General features: G+C 39.2%; 18 protein-coding genes. 15 read left to right on the top strand and 3 right to left on the bottom strand.

Annotation, left to right across the window (positions count from 1 at the left end; translation table 11 throughout):
• Positions 1-7 precede the first annotated feature (7 nt).
• Positions 8-961 (bottom strand): UV DNA damage repair endonuclease UvsE, encoded by a 954-nt coding sequence (uvsE, locus tag RCJ96_RS20185; protein ID WP_000605892.1) that lies wholly within the window; start codon positions 959-961, stop codon positions 8-10.
• A 32-nt stretch (positions 962-993) separates the two neighbouring features.
• Complete coding sequence (gene cls, locus RCJ96_RS20180; protein WP_416504002.1) at positions 994-2,187, bottom strand: cardiolipin synthase; 1,194 nt, start codon at positions 2,185-2,187, stop codon at positions 994-996.
• 306 nt (positions 2,188-2,493) lie between these two features.
• Here cls and RCJ96_RS20175 point away from each other — a divergent pair, with 306 nt between their 5' ends.
• From RCJ96_RS20175 to pyrG, 8 genes are all read left to right on the top strand, one after another.
• Complete coding sequence (locus RCJ96_RS20175; protein ID WP_001086787.1) at positions 2,494-4,605, top strand: heterodisulfide reductase-related iron-sulfur binding cluster; 2,112 nt, start codon at positions 2,494-2,496, stop codon at positions 4,603-4,605.
• 9 nt (positions 4,606-4,614) lie between these two features.
• The gene (locus tag RCJ96_RS20170; RefSeq protein WP_139302787.1) at positions 4,615-5,898 is read left to right on the top strand and encodes an acetyl-CoA C-acetyltransferase; all 1,284 of its coding nucleotides are present in this window, start codon (positions 4,615-4,617) and stop codon (positions 5,896-5,898) included.
• 49 nt (positions 5,899-5,947) lie between these two features.
• Positions 5,948-6,799: a 3-hydroxybutyryl-CoA dehydrogenase gene (locus tag RCJ96_RS20165; protein ID WP_074608085.1), complete on the top strand. Its 852-nt coding sequence runs from the start codon at positions 5,948-5,950 to the stop codon at positions 6,797-6,799.
• A gap of 72 nt (positions 6,800-6,871) precedes the next feature.
• Positions 6,872-8,002 carry an acyl-CoA dehydrogenase gene (locus RCJ96_RS20160; RefSeq protein ID WP_001011168.1) on the top strand — a complete coding sequence of 377 codons (1,131 nt, stop codon included), beginning with the start codon at positions 6,872-6,874 and terminating at the stop codon, positions 8,000-8,002.
• Positions 8,003-8,023: 21 nt separating this feature from the next.
• Positions 8,024-9,163 (top strand): acyl-CoA dehydrogenase AcdA, encoded by a 1,140-nt coding sequence (gene acdA / locus RCJ96_RS20155; RefSeq protein WP_000545521.1) that lies wholly within the window; start codon positions 8,024-8,026, stop codon positions 9,161-9,163.
• 64 nt (positions 9,164-9,227) lie between these two features.
• A complete protein-coding gene (locus RCJ96_RS20150) occupies positions 9,228-9,857 on the top strand; it encodes a TetR/AcrR family transcriptional regulator (RefSeq protein ID WP_000238597.1) in 630 nt (209 codons plus the stop codon).
• A gap of 155 nt (positions 9,858-10,012) precedes the next feature.
• Entirely contained in the window at positions 10,013-10,546 is a 534-nt protein-coding gene (rpoE, locus tag RCJ96_RS20145; RefSeq protein WP_416504003.1) for a DNA-directed RNA polymerase subunit delta, read from the top strand.
• Between the two features lie 257 nt (positions 10,547-10,803).
• The gene (gene pyrG, locus RCJ96_RS20140) at positions 10,804-12,411 is read left to right on the top strand and encodes a CTP synthase (protein ID WP_270795444.1); all 1,608 of its coding nucleotides are present in this window, start codon (positions 10,804-10,806) and stop codon (positions 12,409-12,411) included.
• Between the two features lie 32 nt (positions 12,412-12,443).
• Here pyrG and RCJ96_RS20135 read toward each other — a convergent pair whose 3' ends face one another.
• On the bottom strand, positions 12,444-12,968 hold the full coding sequence (locus tag RCJ96_RS20135; protein ID WP_416504004.1) for a DUF2529 domain-containing protein: 525 nt from the start codon (positions 12,966-12,968) through the stop codon (positions 12,444-12,446).
• Positions 12,969-13,169: 201 nt separating this feature from the next.
• Between RCJ96_RS20135 and spo0F the strand changes: the two genes are divergently transcribed.
• The 7 genes from spo0F to RCJ96_RS20100 all read left to right on the top strand — a co-directional run bounded on the left by spo0F (position 13,170) and on the right by RCJ96_RS20100 (position 20,433).
• Complete coding sequence (gene spo0F / locus RCJ96_RS20130) at positions 13,170-13,538, top strand: sporulation initiation phosphotransferase Spo0F (protein ID WP_000398594.1); 369 nt, start codon at positions 13,170-13,172, stop codon at positions 13,536-13,538.
• A gap of 210 nt (positions 13,539-13,748) precedes the next feature.
• A complete protein-coding gene (locus RCJ96_RS20125) occupies positions 13,749-14,606 on the top strand; it encodes a class II fructose-bisphosphate aldolase (protein WP_001131850.1) in 858 nt (285 codons plus the stop codon).
• A 332-nt stretch (positions 14,607-14,938) separates the two neighbouring features.
• Complete coding sequence (gene murA / locus RCJ96_RS20120; RefSeq protein WP_000413260.1) at positions 14,939-16,228, top strand: UDP-N-acetylglucosamine 1-carboxyvinyltransferase; 1,290 nt, start codon at positions 14,939-14,941, stop codon at positions 16,226-16,228.
• Between the two features lie 117 nt (positions 16,229-16,345).
• Entirely contained in the window at positions 16,346-17,311 is a 966-nt protein-coding gene (gene glpX / locus RCJ96_RS20115; protein ID WP_000442333.1) for a class II fructose-bisphosphatase, read from the top strand.
• Positions 17,312-17,767: 456 nt separating this feature from the next.
• Complete coding sequence (gene rho, locus RCJ96_RS20110; RefSeq protein ID WP_001053898.1) at positions 17,768-19,039, top strand: transcription termination factor Rho; 1,272 nt, start codon at positions 17,768-17,770, stop codon at positions 19,037-19,039.
• 452 nt (positions 19,040-19,491) lie between these two features.
• Entirely contained in the window at positions 19,492-19,737 is a 246-nt protein-coding gene (locus RCJ96_RS20105) for a type B 50S ribosomal protein L31 (protein ID WP_000643437.1), read from the top strand.
• 108 nt (positions 19,738-19,845) lie between these two features.
• A complete protein-coding gene (locus tag RCJ96_RS20100) occupies positions 19,846-20,433 on the top strand; it encodes a thymidine kinase (protein WP_000280862.1) in 588 nt (195 codons plus the stop codon).
• Positions 20,434-20,477 lie beyond the last annotated feature (44 nt).

Here is a 20,477-nt window from a genome sequence, read left to right as displayed (position 1 = left end):
TTACAATTTACCATTGTAATGTTGAGCTACTTATTCTTTTTACTCCTCTTATAGAGGATAATTCATGTATGAATTGCAGCATCGCTAAATCTTTCTGTTTACTTTCAATCATAATATCGAAATTATGATTGATTTTTTTTGCAACGTGTAAGAAAGGTTTAATAAACTCTAAATCAATATATTCCGCGTGAGCCCTAAATTCTTTTTTTGATTTAGGAGAGGAAATGTGAACTTTAGGAACGATATTTGTATGTGACCAAGTTTCAAAAATTGCAGGAAGTAACTCTTCTAACGGTTCTTCGCAAAGATTTGCCATGTGATGGTGATAATCAAATACGAATGGGATCTTTTCTTTTTGGCAAATAGATAACGTTTCAGCTGTTGTATATGTTTTATCATCATTTTCAAGTGTCATTTGCCTCTTTATATGTGCAGGAAGTTTTTTTATGTTTTCATGGAAACGCTCAACCGCTTTTTCTTTATTTCCGTAGGCCCCACCTACATGGATGTTAATATAAGAAGAATCTGCAATTCCTATTGCATCTAATACTTTATAGTGATAAGTCATATCTGTAATAGCGTTAGTTGTAATGTGTGGCTTATCACTTGTAAATAGCGTAAATTGATTTGGGTGAAAACTTACTCGTAAATTATGTTCTTTAATTAATGCCCCAATTGTACGCCAAAGCGGTGTGAACAATCCGATGTAATCAAACTCGACTTCGGGATGTGTTGCAAGTGGGACGATGGAAGAAGATAAGCGATATAATGGAATTTCATGCGCTATATTGTAATGAAGAATACGTATTGTATGCTCAAGATTTTGCCGCGTAACATCGTATAATTTATCTTCTCGTTCTTGTTTACTAAGCTTTTGAAAGCTTGTAAATGTCATCGTTTTAGCCGGAGAACAGTCCCAGAGTGCCATTGCATGTGAGACATATCCGAAACGCATAATCATAATGAATACATCTCCTTTATGCATTATCTTTCCTATAGGAAGAAAGCAAGTATTGTTCCTATCCATTCTTTGCCTCTATTAATGAGAGAATTCGGACTAACATCTTTCAAGGAAAGTAATGACGCATTTTCTAGATCTTCGTGGAATTTATTTTTTACTGTTTGTATAAAATGTTCATCATATAAAAGGCAGTTGATTTCATGGTTAATATATAAACTTCTCATATCAAAGTTTGCAGTTCCGATATCACAGATATAGTCATCAACTATAATAACTTTAGCGTGAAAAAAACCTTGTTGAAATGCGTAAATATTACATCCAGCTTGAATTAACTTTCGGCAATACGGGAATTTTGCTTCTCGAACAAGGGCATGATCCGCTTTTTCTGGAACGAGAATCGTGATTTGAACCCCGCGTTTTCGTGCTTCTAATAATGCGTTCATAATTTTTCTTCCAGGAATGAAATAGGGTGTACCGATAAAGAGTTCCTTTTTTGCACCTTCAATTAAATGTAAAAAAGTATGTTGTAAATAGGCACCATCAGTTGGAATAAATTGATGTTCGATAGTACCGGGTTGCTGTTTCGGAAAATAAAGAGAAGCGTCCAATAAATTTTGGTTTGTATCATCAAACCAGTCATGTAAAAATTGCTTTTGTAAATCTTGTACTCCTTCGCCTGTAAGACGTAAATGATAGTCCCTCCATAATCCTAACCGCTCATTATGTCCCAAATACTCTTCACCAATATTAAATCCCCCAATGTAACCAATTTTCCCGTCGATAACTGTAATTTTTCTATGGTTTCTTTGATTTGCAGAAAAGAAAGGAAAAGGAAACTTTACTTTGTGACAAAATGAAAAAGAGACACCATGTTTTTGTAGGGAGCGAACGGCTTCGTTTGATAAATGATGGCTTCCAAATCTATCGAGTAAAAGTCTTACTTCAATTCCTTCCTTTGCCTTGTCAATAAGTAACTTTAAAAATTCCCGGCTGATTTTATCGTTTTTTACAATGAAGAACAAAACGTGCACATGGTGTTTCGCCTGTTTTATATCAGTAAATAGAGCGTCATACAAATCTTTTCCGTATGTATAAAGGTGAAAATCACTTTGACGTAAAGGGAAAGAACGAGAACGTACACGCCTTAAATGAACAATTCTCCCATAAGAAAGATCAATTACAATCCAGAGAGTGCTGCCTATTAATAAGAGAGATAAGAAGAACATGAGTAAATTCCCTCCTTCACGGTCTTTTCACCATTTGTTTTTTATAAATCAAACCTTCATTTTATCCGGTTATTTGTGGGCTAATAATTAGTAGGGAGTAAATAACTTCTAATGATTAAAGTTTCACTTTATAGTTTCACCGAAATAAACAGCTTTATGAAAAAATATGTTGTTGTATAACAAAAAACTGTTGACTGAATGCTCACTCATTATATAATGAAGGTAGGGGATAAAATTCAGAAAATTATATGTTTTTGAAGATTCTAAAAAAGAAAGAGGGCTTACAAAGAGAGGGGTAGCATAAAAATGAATAGCTTACTGATCATGAATTGGCTGGCTGCCATTGCTGTTATTGCTTATGCGGGATATTTGTTTGTGTATCTTATACGAACGAGGATGGCCTACATACAGTTAGGAAAAAAGATTGAATTTGACCGTCGTTTTAAAGAGCGTTGGGATCTCCTTAAGGTCAATGTTTTCGGTCAGAAAAAGCTGCTGAAAGATAAAAAGAGCGGCATTATTCACGTTATGTTCTTTTACGGATTTATTCTTGTCCAATTTGGAGCAATTGACTTCGTTTGGAAAGGACTCGCACCAGGATCACATCTTCCACTTGGACCACTATACCCTGCATTTACATTCTTCCAGGAAATTGTCACACTTGTTATTTTAATTGCAGTCTTTTGGGCTTTTCATCGACGTTATGTTGAGAAGCTAGTTCGTTTAAAACGTAATTTCAAATCAGGTCTTGTTCTTATCTTTATTGGTGGCTTAATGATTTCTGTGCTACTGGGTAATGGAATGGGAATTATATGGCATGGCGAGGAGCTTTCATGGAGTGAGCCAATCGCTTCTGCAATCGCTTACGTTTTCTCAGGGATAAATGAAACCGCAGCCATTTCTGTGTTCTATTTCTCTTGGTGGGTGCATTTACTAATTTTGTTAACGTTTTTAGTTTATGTTCCACAATCAAAACACGCGCATTTAATTGCTGGACCAGCTAACGTTTTCTTCGGTCGTCTTTCAAATCCAGGGAAACTTGAAAAGATTGACTTTGAAGATGAAACACAAGAAACATTTGGTGTTGGTAAAATTGAAGACTTTAGACAAAATCAGCTTATTGACTTATACGCTTGCGTAGAGTGTGGTCGTTGTACAAATATGTGTCCGGCGACAGGAACAGGGAAAATGTTATCGCCGATGGATTTAATTTTAAAACTTCGCGATCATTTAACTGACAAAGGAGCAGCAGTAACATCAAAAGCGCCTTGGGTTCCAGTAGTTGCTTTTAATAATACACAAGGAAATCAGTTAGCGATGATGGCAGCTGGGAAAGGGCAACAAGAATCAGCGGCTGCAACACTCGCTTACGATCCAAGTTTAATCGGGGATGTTATTACAGAAGAAGAGATTTGGGCTTGTACAACGTGTCGTAACTGTGAGGATCAGTGTCCGGTTATGAATGAGCACGTTGATAAAATTATTGATTTACGCCGCTATCTCGTTTTAACAGAAGGAAAGATGGATGCGGAAGCGCAACGTGCGATGACAAACATCGAGCGTCAAGGGAATCCGTGGGGTCTAAACCGTAAAGAGCGTGAAACTTGGCGCCAAGGTGATGATGAAGTAACGGTTCCAACTGTAAAAGAAAAATCGAAAGCTGGCGAGGAGTTCGAATATTTATTCTGGGTTGGTTCAATGGGATCATACGATAACCGTAGTCAGAAGATTGCGATATCGTTTGCGAAGTTGATGAACGAAGCAGGCATTTCATTTGCGATTCTCGGTAATAAAGAGAAGAACTCTGGAGATACACCGCGCCGCCTAGGAAATGAATTCGTCTTCCAAGAGATGGCGACAAAAAATATCGAGGAATTTGAAAAAGCAGGAGTGAAGAAAATCGTTACGATTGACCCTCATGCTTATAACACATTTAAAAATGAGTATCCAGACTTTGGCTTGCAAGCAGAAGTCTATCATCATACAGAACTGTTAGCTCAGTGGGTGAAAGAAGGACGCTTAAAACCGGTTCACGCTATTGAGGAAACAGTTACGTACCATGATTCCTGTTACTTAGGAAGATACAACGAAGTATACGAAGCCCCGCGTGACATTTTGAAAGCGATTCCTGGTGTGAATCTTGTAGAAATGGCACGTAACCGTGAAACGGGAATGTGCTGTGGAGCAGGCGGTGGCTTAATGTGGATGGAGGAAACAACAGGTTCTCGTATTAACGTTGCTCGTACAGAACAAGCGTTAGCTGTGCAACCATCTATTATCGGTACAGGTTGTCCATATTGTTTAACGATGATTAGTGATGGGACGAAAGCGAAAGAAGTAGAAGAGAAGGTTCAAACGCTTGATGTAACAGAGATTTTAGAACGCTCTGTTATCGGACAGAAGAAAGAAGCAATGTAATCTGCAAGCATGAATACAACTTTAGAGGGAGGTGCAATCATTGCACCTCTTCTCAGCGTAACAATGCCGAGCGAGCGCTCGGTGCTAAAAAAAGAAATGGGGGAAAGAAACATGAGTAAAACAGTTATTTTAAGTGCAGCAAGAACACCGGTTGGGAAATTTGGAGGATCTTTAAAAGATGTAAAAGCAACAGAACTTGGAGGGATTGCAATTAAAGCGGCGCTTGAAAGAGCAAATGTTTCAGCTAGTGATGTTGAGGAAGTTATATTCGGAACGGTTATTCAAGGTGGGCAGGGGCAAATTCCATCGCGCCAAGCGGCACGGGCTGCTGGAATCCCTTGGGAAGTGCAGACGGAAACTGTCAATAAAGTTTGTGCATCAGGGCTTCGTGCGGTGACTTTAGCGGATCAAATTATTCGTACTGGCGATCAATCACTAATTGTAGCTGGCGGTATGGAGTCGATGAGTAACAGTCCTTACATTTTACGAGGAGCAAGATGGGGATACAGAATGGGTAACAACGAAGTCATTGATTTAAACGTTGCTGACGGTTTAACATGCGCATTTTCAGGTATACACATGGGTGTTTATGGCGGAGAAGTTGCGAAGGAAGATGGGATTTCCCGCGAAGCGCAAGATGAATGGGCATATCGTAGCCATCAGCGTGCGGTTTCAGCACATAAAGAAGGACGCTTTGAAGAGGAAATCGTGCCAGTAACGATTCCGCAAAGAAAAGGGGATCCTATTGTCGTTGCAAAGGATGAGGCGCCACGCGCGGATACAACAATTGAAAAGTTAGCAAAATTAAAACCTGTATTTGATAAGACAGCGACGGTAACAGCTGGTAATGCACCAGGGCTAAACGATGGTGGCGCTGCACTTGTATTAATGAGCGAAGATAGAGCGAAGCAAGAAGGAAGAAAGCCGTTAGCGACAATTTTGGCACATACAGCAATTGCAGTGGAGTCTAAAGATTTCCCGAGGACGCCAGGTTATGCAATTAACGCATTGCTTGAAAAAACAGGCAAGACAATTGAAGACATCGATTTATTCGAGATTAATGAAGCATTTGCAGCAGTAGCAATTGCAAGTACAGAGATTGCGGGAATTGACCCAGAAAAATTGAATGTAAATGGCGGCGCAGTGGCGATGGGGCATCCGATTGGAGCAAGCGGAGCGCGCATTATCGTTACACTAATCCATGCACTTAAGCAACGCGGCGGTGGAATTGGAATTGCTTCGATTTGTAGTGGTGGCGGTCAAGGCGATGCAGTGATGATTGAAGTTCACTAATTAAGATTAGAAGATATATAGTTTATTAAAAATTAAGGGGGAAGAAGAAATGGGTGTACAAAAAATTGTTGTAATTGGTGCAGGACAAATGGGATCAGGAATTGCGCAAGTATGTGCAATGGCAGGATACGATGTGAAGGTACAAGATTTAAAACAGGAGCAATTAGATAGAGGATTGGCTATTATTACGAAAAACTTAGCACGCCAAGTAGAAAAGGGGCGCATGAAGGAAGAAGAAAAGGAAGCGACATTAAACCGTCTTGCAGTAACGCTTGATTTAGATTGTGTGAAGGAAGCGGATCTTATTATCGAAGCAGCTGTCGAGAAAATGGATATTAAAAAGAAAATCTTTGCGAATTTAGATGAAATTGCTCCAGAACACGCAATTTTAGCGACAAATACGTCATCTTTGCCAATTACAGAAATTGCCGCGGTAACGAAACGTCCGGAAAAAGTAATCGGTATGCACTTTATGAATCCGGTTCCGGTTATGAAACTTGTTGAAATTATTCGTGGTTTGGCTACAGATGATGCGGTATACGAAACAATTGAAGATATTACGAAGAAAATTGGCAAAGTACCAGTTGAAGTAAATGATTTCCCAGGATTTGTATCGAATCGTATTTTATTACCGATGATTAACGAAGCAATTTATACGTTATATGAAGGTGTAGCGACGAAAGAAGCGATTGATGAAGTAATGAAACTTGGTATGAATCACCCGATGGGTCCTTTAACGCTCGCTGATTTTATCGGTTTAGACACGTGTTTATATATTATGGAAGTGTTGCATGAAGGTTTAGGTGATAGTAAATATCGTCCATGTCCATTACTGCGTAAGTACGTAAATGCAGGATGGTTAGGACGTAAAACAGGTCGTGGTTTCTACGTTTACGAATAAATTACCCTTTGTTACAAAATAGTGGTCTTACCAAATTGTTAAAAGGATATATAGCAAATGGAGGCGGGGTATATGAACTTTCGTTTTAATGAAGAGCAACAAATGATGAGGAAAATGGTTCGAGATTTTGCGCAGAAGGAAATAGCTCCCTTTGTTCCTAGTATGGAACAAGGGGTGTTTCCAAAAGAGATTTTGCAGAAGATGGGTGAGCTTGGATTAATGGGAATTCCAGCGCCTGCAAAATACGGCGGGGCAGAAATGGATTTTATTTCTTACATTTTAGCAATTGAAGAAATTTCAAAGGTAAGCGCAACGGTTGGTGTAATTTTAGCTGTACATACGTCAGTTGGAATGAACCCGATTTTATATTTCGGAACAGAAGAACAGAAAGAGAAATACGTTTCTAAACTTGCGACTGGTGAATATTTAGGTGCATTTGCATTAACAGAACCAAATGCAGGATCGGATGCAGGAAGTTTGAAATCAAGAGCTGTGAAGAAAGGCGATCATTACATTATTAATGGATCGAAGGTGTTCATTACAAATGGTGGTGAAGCAAGTACATATATTGTATTCGCTTCTACAAATCCAGAGGCAGGAAAGAGTGGGATTTCTGCATTCATAGTAGAGAAAGATACACCAGGCTTAATTATCGGTAAAGATGAGCATAAAATGGGACTGCTCGGTTCTCGCACTGTACAACTTACGTTCGAGGATATGAAGGTACCGGCTGAGAATTTACTTGGTGAAGAAGGACAAGGATTTAAGGTAGCAATGGCGAATTTAGATGTTGGAAGAATTGGGATTGGGGCGCAAGCATTAGGGATTGCTGAAGCGGCGCTTGCATGTGCGATTGATTATGCGAAAGAACGTGAGCAATTCGGAAAGCCAATTGCGGCGCAGCAAGGGATTGGCTTCAAACTTGCAGATATGGCAACTAGTGTAGAAGCGGCGCGATTACTCGTATATAGGGCGGCATCGCTAAGAGCGCAAGGATTACCATGTGGTAAAGAAGCATCTATTGCGAAATTATTCGCTTCTAAAACGGCTGTTGAAGTTGCGATTGAAGCAGTGCAAGTATTTGGTGGCTACGGTTATACGAAAGATTATCCAGTAGAAAGATTTTTCCGTGATGCGAAAATCACGCAAATATATGAAGGAACGAGTGAAATACAGAAACTTGTTATTAGCCGAGCTTTATAAAAGCACAAGGGGGAGACGGGCATGCATTTTAAACTATCAGAAGAACATGAAATGATAAGAAAAATGGTTCGAGACTTTGCTAAGAATGAAGTAGCACCGACGGCAGCTGAGCGTGATGAAGAAGAGAGATTTGATCGTGCAATATTTGATCAAATGGCCGAGCTTGGTTTAACTGGTATTCCATGGCCTGAAGAATACGGCGGAATTGGAAGCGATTACTTAGCGTATGTAATTGCTATTGAAGAATTATCGCGTGTATGTGCTTCTACAGGTGTAACATTGTCTGCACATACTTCACTTGCTGGTTGGCCAATTTTTAAATTTGGAACAGAAGAGCAAAAGCAAACATTTTTACGACCGATGGCTGAAGGAAAGAAAATTGGTGCGTACGGCTTAACGGAGCCAGGGTCTGGATCGGATGCTGGTGGAATGAAGACGATCGCCAAAAGAGATGGAGACCATTATGTATTAAATGGATCAAAAATATTTATCACTAATGGTGGTATTGCTGATATTTATGTTGTTTTCGCATTAACTGATCCTGAATCGAAACAGCGTGGCACGAGTGCATTTATAGTAGAAAGTGATACACCAGGATTTTCAGTTGGGAAGAAGGAAAGCAAGTTAGGGATTCGCTCTTCACCAACAACTGAAATTATGTTCGAAGATTGCCGCATTCCTGTAGAAAATTTACTGGGGGAAGAAGGGCAAGGGTTTAAGATAGCGATGCAAACATTAGATGGCGGCCGTAACGGTATTGCGGCGCAAGCGGTTGGTATTGCACAAGGAGCTTTAGATGCTTCCGTAGAATATGCAAGGGAGCGTCACCAGTTTGGGAAACCAATTGCGGCGCAGCAAGGGATTGGTTTTAAACTAGCAGATATGGCAACGGATGTGGAGGCGGCGCGCCTTCTAACATACCAAGCGGCTTGGCTTGAATCAGAAGGGCTTCCGTATGGGAAAGAGTCAGCGATGTCAAAAGTATTTGCAGGTGATGCAGCGATGAAGGTGACGACGGAAGCGGTACAAGTATTTGGTGGTTACGGTTATACGAAAGATTATCCAGTAGAGCGATACATGCGAGATGCAAAGATTACACAGATATATGAAGGAACACAAGAGATTCAAAGGCTCGTAATTTCTCGTATGTTAACGAAGTAGGATCAAAGGCGTAGGTATTTTCCTACGCTTTTTCCTTCCAAAAAATAATAGAGAGGTGAAGGGGATGGTTAAACATAATGTGCATGCATCAGTGAAAGATGAAAAATTAGTCGCGTTAAGGCGTGAACAAATGATTAAAGGTGCAGTGCAACTGTTTAAACAAAAAGGATTTCCGCGTACAACAACGAGAGAGATTGCAAAGGCAGCTGGATTTAGTATCGGTACGCTTTATGAATACATCCGTACAAAAGATGATGTTTTGTATTTAGTTTGTGATAGTATTTATGAACATGTAAAAGAAAGGTTAGAGGAAGTAGTTTGTACAGAAAAAGGGAGTATAGAGAGTTTGAAGATAGCAATAACGAATTACTTTAAAGTGATGGACGAATTGCAGGAAGAAGTATTAATAATGTATCAAGAGGTACGTTTTTTACCGAAAGAATCACTCCCGTATGTATTAGAAAAGGAGTTTCAAATGGTAGGAATGTTTGAGAATATTTTAGAACAGTGTACGGAAAATGGAACATTTACATTAAATAAAAAAGAAATACAGCTTCTTGCGCATAATATTTTTATACAAGGACAGATGTGGGGATTTCGACGTTGGGCGCTGCAAAAGCTATATACGCTCGAAGAATATACAGACATGCAAATTAGGTATGTATTACAAGGGGCCCATATGCTTCCGAAATAAGGAATGCACAAATTATAATTTTACTACCCTATAAAAGTTTCCCGTTTTTTTTTGTAGCATATTTGTGCGACTTTTGTTTATAATGAATAGTATGGATTTTTTTAAGCAGGCCGTTATATATAAGGTTATATTTGATGAAAGGAAGTGCCGCATAAGTGGATTTTAAGCAATATTCACCAGAAGAGCTAAAAGAATGTTCAATGATTGAAGTTGTACATAGCGTTTTAGGGGATAAAAAACAAGCAACGACATTCAACGAGTTGGTTCAAGAAATCGCTCAAGTGCTGGGACTATCTCAAGAGCAAGTTAATGCGAAAATCGCACAATTTTATACAGACTTAAACATCGATGGACGTTTCATTAATTTAGGAGAAAATCGTTGGGGGCTACGCAGCTGGTACCCATACGAGCAAATTGATGAAGAAATCTTGCCTCAACCAAAACCGAAGAAGAAACGTAAAGTTGAAGAAGACGGTTTTGACGACTACATTGAAGAAGATGAAGATGACTTTGATGATGTAGACGGAAATGAAGACGAAGATGATGATGTAGAAGATTTGGACAAGGTTCTTGAAGAAGAAGACGGAGACGACGATGATCTTGATGATTTAGATGACGATGAAGATGACTTCGCTGAAGAAGAACTTGAGTATGATGAAACGGAAGAAGAAGAAGAGGAAGAACTGTAGTTCTTGACTTTTCATTATCGTCCATGTAGAATCATTTTTGGGCTCTTTAAAAAAGGACGATAATACTTTTAAAGTGTAAATATAAAAGAAAATTGCTCCCTACTTATTACTTTATGTGATGAGGGGAGCAATTTTCTTTTTTGTTTTTTGTTTAGAAAATAAAAAGAGTCTAACAATAAGATGGATACAGTGTTATCTACATACGTTGCGCTTTGCAACGGTGATTATATAACAGCAAAATAGAAGGGAGCTTTTTCATGACTAAGTATATTTTTGTAACAGGCGGTGTAGTATCGTCTCTAGGAAAAGGTATTACAGCAGCATCTCTTGGAAGACTTTTAAAAAATCGTGGTTTAAACGTAACGATTCAAAAGTTTGATCCATACATTAACGTAGACCCAGGGACTATGAGCCCATATCAACACGGTGAGGTATTCGTAACAGATGATGGTGCAGAAACTGACTTAGACCTTGGTCACTATGAGCGTTTCATCGACATCAACTTAAACAAATACAGCAACGTAACAACAGGTAAAATTTACTCTTCAGTTCTTCAAAAAGAGCGTCGTGGTGAATACCTAGGAGGAACAGTTCAAGTTATTCCTCACATTACTAACGAAATTAAAGAGCGCGTATACCGTTCTGGTCGCGAAACAAACGCGGATGTTGTTATTACAGAAATTGGTGGAACTGTTGGTGACATCGAGTCTCTACCATTCTTAGAAGCAATCCGTCAAATTAAGAGCGACATCGGTCGTGACAATGTAATGTACATTCACTGTACGTTAATCCCGTACTTAAAAGCAGCAGGTGAAATGAAAACAAAACCAACGCAACATAGCGTTAAAGAGCTTCGCAGCTTAGGTATTCAACCAAATATTATCGTTGTTCGTACAGAAATGCCTGTTTCTCAAGATATGAAAGACAAGCTTGCATTATTCTGTGACATTGATACAAAAGCAGTTATTGAAGCACGCGATGCAGATACTTTATATGCGGTTCCATTATCTCTTCAAGAGCAAAATATGGACCAAATCGTTTGTGATCACTTAAAATTAGACAATCCAGCTGCAGATATGACAGAGTGGACTGCGCTAGTTGAAAAAGTGCGTAACCTTTCTAAGAAAACAAAAATCGCTCTTGTTGGTAAATACGTAGAGCTTCAAGATGCATACATTTCTGTTGTAGAAGCACTTCGTCATGCAGGTTACTCTTTCGACACAGATGTAGAAGTGAAATGGGTAAACGCTGAGCATGTAACAGCAGAGAACGTACAAGAATTAGTTGGTGACACAGACGGTATCCTTGTACCAGGTGGCTTCGGCGATCGTGGTGTAGAAGGTAAAATCGTTGCAATTCAATATGCTCGTGAAAACAAAGTTCCATTCCTAGGAATTTGCTTGGGTATGCAACTTGCATCAATCGAATTCGCACGTAACGTATTAGGATTAGAAGGAGCTAACTCTTCTGAAATCAATCCTGACACACCATATGCAATCATCGACTTATTACCAGAACAAAAAGATGTAGAAGACTTAGGTGGTACACTTCGTCTTGGTCTATACCCATGTAAGCTTGCTGAAGAAACAAATGCTTACAACGCTTACAATGAGCCGGTTGTATATGAGCGTCATCGTCATCGTTATGAGTTCAACAATCAATTCCGTCCGGATATGGAAAAAGCAGGATTTGTATTCTCTGGTACAAGCCCAGACGGCCGTTTAGTTGAAATCGTTGAATTAAAAGATCACCCTTGGTTCGTAGCAGCACAGTTCCACCCAGAACTTGTTTCTCGTCCAAACCGTCCACAACCATTGTTCCATGACTTCGTAAAAGCTTCTATTACGAATAAAGAGAGCAAGTAATAAAAAAAAGCGCCTGAAATAGGGCGCTTTTTTTAATATTCATTTAACATTTCATCAATTGTAAATTTGATCCCGTGATATGCAAATAAAGCTATCATTAAGCTTGGGAATCCGTAGCGATTACCTTCATCGTCTGGAATAAGCCCTTTTAACAGCTTTATATCAATATGTACATCTGTATATTGTTCTAGTGATTCAGTACCTTCTTGAATAGCAGAGATGCCGACAATAGAGTGTCCATCTGCTTGAAGTTTTTTTGCTATTGCTACAATTTCTTCATCTGTTGAAAAACGGCTAATAAGAAGTACACGATCTGCAGAAGTTACTTCTACTTCTTTACCATTTTCAAATAATCGTTTTGCTTGCTTCATTGGTTCAGTACCGAATAGCGCTTCAGCAACAACGCCCTCCATTTCATTTGTACCATGTAAATAAATGAAACCTTCGCCAACTAATGCTTGAGCGAGTAGACGGGCGCTATCTTCTATATTCATTTCCTCTTTTTGAGAAACTCTGGAGAAATAACCACTTAATTGGGTTGAAAAAATTTTTAACATAATGTTACTCCCTTCGTACGTGTTTACCGGCTTTCATTATAATTTATTTTTTTAGAAAGGTGAAATCGAAGGTGGCATAACAAAATAGGAAACGGTAAAATAAGAAAGAAATAGGAAGGAATTTGGTAAAGAATAGCGAAAATTAATCGTTAAGATATAAGAAGCTTTAAATCTTGTACTTACACAGAAAGGTTGGGAGTTATGGAAGGGAAAATTTTAATCGTTGATGATCAATATGGCATTCGTGTGTTATTACATGAAGTGTTCCAAAAAGAAGGTTATCAGACATTCCAAGCAGCGAATGGATTTCAAGCTTTAGATATCGTGAAAAAAGATAATCCAGATTTAGTTGTGTTAGATATGAAAATTCCAGGTATGGATGGTATAGAGATTTTAAAGCATGTAAAAGAAATTGATGAGAGTATTAAAGTGATTTTAATGACTGCTTACGGAGAGCTTGATATGATCCAAGAAGCAAAAGATTTAGGTGCTTTAATGCATTTTGCTAAACCATTTGATATTGATGAAATTCGTCAAGCGGTGAGAAATGAGCTCGCTGTAGAGGCTTAAAAATGAATTTTTTATAAAAAATATGGAAAAAAGCGTTTACATGGACTATTGTGCAGGTGAATACGGTTGAGTTTTTGAGTACAAGTTGTTATCCTATTGAGTGTAGAAAAAAGTCCGGTATGTAGATATACATATTTTACCTTATTCTGGTCATACTACCAGCGATAAGAACTTATCGGATACAAAAAACGTTTTTTAGGAGGATTCACCATGCCTTTAGTTTCTATGAAAGAAATGCTAAACAAAGCACTAGAAGGAAAATACGCAGTTGGTCAATTCAACATGAACAACTTAGAGTGGACTCAAGCTATCTTAGCTGCTGCGGAAGAAGAAAAATCTCCTGTAATCCTAGGTGTATCTGAGGGTGCAGCTCGTCATATGACTGGTTTCAAAACAGTTGTAGCTATGGTTAAAGCTTTAATCGAAGAAATGAACATCACTGTTCCTGTAGCGATTCACCTTGACCATGGTTCAAGCTTCGAAAAATGTAAAGAAGCAATCGATGCAGGTTTCACATCTGTAATGATCGACGCTTCTCACCACCCATTCGAAGAAAACGTAGAAACTACTAAAAAAGTAGTAGAATACGCACACGCTCGTAACGTATCTGTTGAAGCTGAGCTTGGAACAGTTGGCGGACAAGAAGACGACGTAATCGCTGAAGGCGTAATTTACGCTGACCCAGCTGAGTGTAAGCACCTTGTTGAAGCAACAGGTATCGATTGCCTAGCTCCAGCTTTAGGTTCTGTACACGGTCCTTACAAAGGTGAGCCTAACTTAGGATTCGCTGAAATGGAACAAGTTCGTGACTTCACTGGCGTACCTTTAGTATTACACGGTGGTACTGGTATCCCAACTGCTGATATCGAAAAAGCTATCTCTTTAGGTACTTCAAAAATCAACGTAAACACTGAGAACCAAATTGAGTTTACAAAAGCTGTTCGTGAAGTATTAAACAAAGACCAAGAAGTTTACGATCCTCGTAAATTTATCGGACCTGGCCGCGACGCTATCAAAGCAACTGTTATTGGTAAAATTCGCGAATTCGGTTCTAACGGTAAAGCGTAAGAATAAAATTCCGTTTTGGAAACCGTCTACTCTTTTAGACGGTTTCCTTTCGTTGTATAATGAAAGCGTGAACAAGTCTAAAGATTTTATCATTTTGTTTTTGAAATAGAAAATAATGTGCATAGTCCTATTAATAAATGTGATAATGTATCTAAATTGATAAAGTAAATTCGATAAATAGTTAATCTTTATCTTTTTGTATGACAGGAGAAATGAAGATGATGGTTTCCTATTTATTGAGTGTTAGGGTGGAAAGAGTGATTGAGATTCTTAAGGGGGAGCTTTCTATAAAAATATAGAAAGTAAATACATTCACAAGAAGGGAGCTCAATATGGAAAAATTGCTAATTGAAGGCGGAAGAGCTTTAAATGGAACAATTCGCGTGAGTGGTGCAAAGAACAGCGCCGTTGCACTAATTCCAGCGACAATTTTAGCAGATACTCCAGTAACTATTGGTGGTGTCCCTAATATTTCGGACGTGAAAATGTTAGGAGACTTACTAGAGGAAATTGGAGGAAGAGTAACGTATGGACAGGAGGAAGAGATGGTAGTCGATCCTTCTAACATGGTTGCAATGCCTTTACCAAACGGAAAAGTGAAAAAATTGCGTGCTTCTTATTATTTAATGGGTGCGATGCTTGGCCGTTTTAAAAAAGCTGTTATTGGGCTTCCAGGTGGATGTCACTTAGGACCGAGGCCGATTGATCAGCATATTAAAGGGTTTGAAGCGTTAGGTGCACATGTTACGAATGAACAAGGTGCTATCTATTTAAGAGCAGATGAACTACGCGGGGCTCGTATTTATTTAGATGTTGTTAGTGTAGGAGCTACGATTAACATTATGCTAGCAGCCGTACGGGCGAAAGGTAGAACTGTTATTGAAAACGCAGCGAAAGAACCAGAGATTATTGATGTAGCTACACTGTTAACGAGCATGGGAGCACGCATTAAAGGTGCTGGTACAGATGTAATCCGAATTGATGGTGTGGATTCATTGCACGGTTGTCATCATACGATCATTCCAGATCGTATTGAAGCGGGTACGTATATGATTTTAGGTGCTGCATCAGGAGGAGAAGTAACAGTTGATAATGTTATTCCTCAGCACTTAGAGTCAGTTACGGCGAAGCTCCGAGAAGCTGGTGTCCAAGTTGAAACGAATGATGACCAGATTACAGTGAACGGTGATAGAAGATTAAAAGTAGTTGATATAAAAACGCTTGTATATCCAGGTTTCCCAACAGATTTACAACAGCCGTTTACAACACTTTTAACAAAGGCGCATGGAACGGGTGTTGTAACGGATACGATTTATGGCGCGCGTTTTAAACATATTGATGAATTACGTCGTATGAATGCACAAATTAAAGTAGAAGGTCGGTCAGCTATCGTAACTGGTCCTGTTTTATTGCAAGGTGCAAAAGTGAAAGCGAGTGATTTGCGAGCTGGAGCAGCCCTTGTTATCGCAGGATTAATGGCGGATGGAATTACAGAAGTAACCGGACTTGAGCATATTGATCGAGGCTATGAAAATATAGTAGACAAGCTTAAAGGGCTTGGAGCAAACATTTGGCGAGAACAAATGACAAAGCAAGAAATTGAAGAAATGAAGAACGCATAAGTGATACTTCCGCAAGGGGGAAGCGAAGCATCACTACTTGCGGAAGTACACTTTATAGAAAAAACACGGTTCACAAAATACGGCAGAAATATAAAGACTTAAAGGAGAGGGATTATCGTGGAAAGAAGTTTATCTATGGAGTTAGTACGTGTAACAGAGGCTGCAGCTTTATCATCAGCGCGTTGGATGGGACGCGGGAAAAAGGATGAGGCAGACGGTGCAGCAACATCAGCTATGCGTGATGTATTTGATACAATTCCGATGAAAGGTACAGTTGTAATTGGTGAAGGTGAAATGGATGAAGCACCAATGCTATATATCGGAGAAAAATTAGGTACAGGATATGGTCCGCGTGTAGACGTTGCAGTTGATCCTTTAGAAGGGACAAACATTGTAGCAGCTGGTGGATGGAATGCTCTTGCTGTTATTGCAATTGCAGATCACGGTAATTTGTTACATGCTCCTGACATGTACATGGATAAAATCGCGGTTGGCCCAGAAGCGGTTGGGGCGGTCGATATTGATGCGCCTATTATCGATAACTTACGTGCAGTTGCGAAAGCGAAAAACAAAGATATTGAAGATGTTGTAGCGACAGTTTTAAACCGTCCACGTCATCAAGCGATTATTGAAGAGATTCGTAAAGCTGGTGCTCGTATTAAATTGATTAATGATGGAGACGTAGCAGGTGCAATTAATACTGCATTTGATCGTACAGGTGTAGATATTTTATTCGGTTCTGGTGGTGCGCCTGAGGGTGTATTAGCAGCAGTTGCATTAAAATGTTTAGGTGGAGAAATTCACGGGAAATTATTACCACAAAACGACGCTGAATTGGCGCGTTGCAAAAAGATGGGCATAGACGACATCAACCGCATCCTTCGCATGGAGGACTTAGTAAAAGGTGACGATGCAATCTTCGCAGCAACAGGTGTAACAGACGGAGAACTATTACGCGGCGTTCAATTTAAAGGTAGCGTAGGAACAACACAATCCCTTGTTATGCGCGCAAAATCAGGCACAGTACGCTTCGTAGACGGACGTCACAGCTTAAATAAAAAACCGAACTTGGTTATTAAATAAAAAGTGCAAGCGGCTCGTTCAGAATCGCAGGCTATTTAGAACTCTCGACCTTGAAGCGTTCTTTGCTTCGAGTGAGAGAGTGAAATGACCGGAGATTCTAGCCGCTGGAACTGGATTGAGTAAAAAGCGTAAGCAGCTTGCTCAGAAGGGGAAGGCATTGGAACTCCTGACGAAGAGGCGTTTTGTGCCTCGCAGGAAGGGGTGAAATGACTGATCCTTCTAGCCACCGACCATTCTAGCTGCTGAAGCTGGATTAAATAAAAAGCGAAGACAAATTTTCTTGTCTTCGCTTCTTGTATTTGTGTTTCAACGTATTGATTAAAACTAGATAAAAGGGTTACAATAGTGAATATTACCCTACTTGAACTTATTGCCTTTCATTATTAATTATTTGCCTTCCGTATTTTTTCCCTTTACCCATGTGAAAAGAGAATAACGTTAAAGTGTGGTGTCTGAATGAATTTGTCAATTGCAGCATTAGAAAACATGAAATTAAAAGAGTTATACGAGCTTGCGAAAGAATTTAAAATTTCGTATTATAGCAAATTAACGAAAAAAGAGTTAATCTTCGCCATTTTAAAAGCTCGAGCAGAAAAAGAAGGTTTCTTCTTCATGGAAGGCGTATTAGAAATTATTCAATCAGAAGGATTTGGATTCCTACGTCCTATCAACTACTCTCCAAGCTCAGAAGATATTTATATCTCAGCTTCGCAAATTCGTCGTTTCGATTTACGTAATGGAGATAAGGTTTCTGGTAAAGTACGACCTCCGAAAGAAAATGAACGCTACTTTGGGTTATTACAAGTTGAAGCTGTAAACGGAGATGATCCAGAGTCAGCAAAAGAGCGTGTGCATTTCCCTGCATTAACACCATTATACCCAGATCGCCAAATGAAATTGGAAACGGAACCGAAAAAGTTACCGACACGCATCATGGATTTAATTGCACCAGTTGGATTTGGACAACGTGGTTTAATTGTCGCGCCTCCAAAGGCTGGTAAAACTAGTCTATTAAAAGAAATCGCACACAGTGTTACAACAAATCATCCGGAAGCTGAATTAATTGTCCTTTTAATTGATGAGCGTCCAGAGGAAGTAACAGATATTGAACGTTCTGTTAAAGGAGATGTTGTAAGCTCTACTTTTGATGAAGTACCAGAAAATCATATTAAAGTAGCAGAACTTGTGTTAGAACGTGCAATGCGTCTTGTAGAGCACAAAAAAGATGTTATCATTTTAATGGATAGTATTACCCGTTTAGCGCGAGCTTACAACCTTGTTATTCCGCCAAGTGGTAGAACATTATCGGGTGGTATCGACCCAGCTGCCTTCCATAGACCGAAGCGTTTCTTTGGAGCTGCACGTAATATCGAAGAAGGCGGTAGCTTAACAATTTTAGCAACAGCTCTTGTCGATACAGGATCTCGTATGGACGATGTAATTTACGAAGAATTTAAAGGAACTGGAAATATGGAACTTCATTTAGATCGTTCATTAGCTGAGCGTCGTATCTTCCCGGCAATTGATATTCGCCGTTCTGGTACACGTAAAGAGGATCTATTAATTCCGAAAGAACATTTAGACAAGCTATGGGGTATTCGTAAAACAATGCGTGATACACCAGACTTTGTTGAAGGTTTCTTACGTAAACTTCGTCAAACAAAGACAAATGAAGAATTTTTACAAAACATTGTTGCAGATTCGAAAAGATATGTAACAACGAAGTAAAGGGAAAAGATTGGGACTCGCTTATTTTATGGTAAGCGAGTTTTTTATGTTTTTTAGGTGATCTTAAAGAGAGATGAGTGGAAGGGCATTAGTTGGTTCTAGTTGGATGAGCGGCCTCCATTTTAAGATAATATCCAGCTCCATCCCCCTCCCATTCTGAACGAGCCGCTTGCGCTTTTAAATTGTATCTAGTTCCGACGGCTAGCTCTTCGTGTCTAAGAACCTCCCGCACTAAAGGTAAAAAGCACCTTTTGTGCGAGAGAACCTTAGCCAGTCAGAGCTGAACGAGCCGTCTCCACTTTTAATTTAAAAAGACAAAAACAGGTAGTTGCAAAATGAAGTTAGCCTTGTTATAATTTCATCATATGTGTTTCATCAATATAGTTGTGTATGCAGCTGAAGATGAAAAACTCTGTTTCGAAAATGATTCAGGGCGGAAGGAGATGAAAAGAATGAAAGCAGGAATTCACCCAGATTACAAGAAAGTTGTATTCATGGACACAAACACAGGCTTCAAATTCTTAAGCGGATCTACTAGAGGATCTAACGAAACTGTTGAGTGGGAAGATGGTAACACTTATCCATTACTAAAAGTTGAGATCAGTTCTGATTCTCACCCATTCTACACTGGACGTCAGAAGTTTGCTACTGCAGACGGACGCGTTGACCGCTTCAATAAGAAATACGGTCTTAAGTAATAAAAACATAAAACAGGCAAGTGTATCTATTCGCTTGTCTGTTTTTTTTGCGAAAATATTATACCTTTACCCTACTTTTAATTAAAAAGTAGATGAAAGGAGAGCTTCATGTACTTAATAAATCAGAACGGTTGGATTGAAGTGATTTGCGGTAGTATGTTTTCTGGTAAATCAGAAGAGCTTATCCGCCGTGTGCGTCGTACGCAATTTGCGAAACAACATGCAATTGTATTTAAACCATGTATTGATAATCGCTATAGTGAAGAAGACGTTGTATCACATAACGGATTAAAGGTAAAAGCAGTTCCTGTTTCAGCTTCAAAAGATATATTTGAACATATCACTGAAGAAATGGATGTAATTGCAATCGATGAGGTGCAATTCTTTGATGGGGACATTGTGGAAGTGGTGCAAGTATTGGCAAATCGTGGCTATCGTGTCATTGTAGCTGGTTTAGACCAAGATTTCCGTGGTCTACCATTTGGACAAGTTCCTCAGCTGATGGCGATTGCTGAACATGTAACAAAACTACAAGCAGTATGTTCTGCATGTGGATCTCCGGCAAGTCGTACACAACGATTAATTGATGGAGAACCAGCGGCATTTGATGATCCGATTATTTTAGTTGGTGCTTCAGAATCGTATGAACCACGCTGTCGTCATTGTCATGCAGTTCCTACAAACAAAGATAAGTAAAACTCGCTGCGCAAGGCGGGTTTTTTTCAGAATAGAGAGTGTGA

The organism is Bacillus sp. BSL6 (assembly GCF_052928345.1).
This window is presented reverse-complemented; position numbering and strand designations above follow the sequence as displayed.

Excerpts from the sequence above, each read along its gene's own strand:
- uvsE (WP_000605892.1), bottom strand. The coding sequence starts at position 961 with ATGATTATGCGTTTCGGATATGTCTCACATGCAATGGCACTCTGGGAC.
- cls (WP_416504002.1), bottom strand. The coding sequence starts at position 2,187 with ATGTTCTTCTTATCTCTCTTATTAATAGGCAGCACTCTCTGGATTGTA.
- RCJ96_RS20175 (WP_001086787.1), top strand. The coding sequence starts at position 2,494 with ATGAATAGCTTACTGATCATGAATTGGCTGGCTGCCATTGCTGTTATT.
- RCJ96_RS20170 (WP_139302787.1), top strand. The coding sequence starts at position 4,615 with ATGAATACAACTTTAGAGGGAGGTGCAATCATTGCACCTCTTCTCAGC.
- RCJ96_RS20165 (WP_074608085.1), top strand. The coding sequence starts at position 5,948 with ATGGGTGTACAAAAAATTGTTGTAATTGGTGCAGGACAAATGGGATCA.
- RCJ96_RS20160 (WP_001011168.1), top strand. The coding sequence starts at position 6,872 with ATGAACTTTCGTTTTAATGAAGAGCAACAAATGATGAGGAAAATGGTT.
- acdA (WP_000545521.1), top strand. The coding sequence starts at position 8,024 with ATGCATTTTAAACTATCAGAAGAACATGAAATGATAAGAAAAATGGTT.
- RCJ96_RS20150 (WP_000238597.1), top strand. The coding sequence starts at position 9,228 with ATGGTTAAACATAATGTGCATGCATCAGTGAAAGATGAAAAATTAGTC.
- pyrG (WP_270795444.1), top strand. The coding sequence starts at position 10,804 with ATGACTAAGTATATTTTTGTAACAGGCGGTGTAGTATCGTCTCTAGGA.
- RCJ96_RS20135 (WP_416504004.1), bottom strand. The coding sequence starts at position 12,968 with ATGTTAAAAATTTTTTCAACCCAATTAAGTGGTTATTTCTCCAGAGTT.
- spo0F (WP_000398594.1), top strand. The coding sequence starts at position 13,170 with ATGGAAGGGAAAATTTTAATCGTTGATGATCAATATGGCATTCGTGTG.
- RCJ96_RS20125 (WP_001131850.1), top strand. The coding sequence starts at position 13,749 with ATGCCTTTAGTTTCTATGAAAGAAATGCTAAACAAAGCACTAGAAGGA.
- murA (WP_000413260.1), top strand. The coding sequence starts at position 14,939 with ATGGAAAAATTGCTAATTGAAGGCGGAAGAGCTTTAAATGGAACAATT.
- rho (WP_001053898.1), top strand. The coding sequence starts at position 17,768 with ATGAATTTGTCAATTGCAGCATTAGAAAACATGAAATTAAAAGAGTTA.
- RCJ96_RS20105 (WP_000643437.1), top strand. The coding sequence starts at position 19,492 with ATGAAAGCAGGAATTCACCCAGATTACAAGAAAGTTGTATTCATGGAC.
- RCJ96_RS20100 (WP_000280862.1), top strand. The coding sequence starts at position 19,846 with ATGTACTTAATAAATCAGAACGGTTGGATTGAAGTGATTTGCGGTAGT.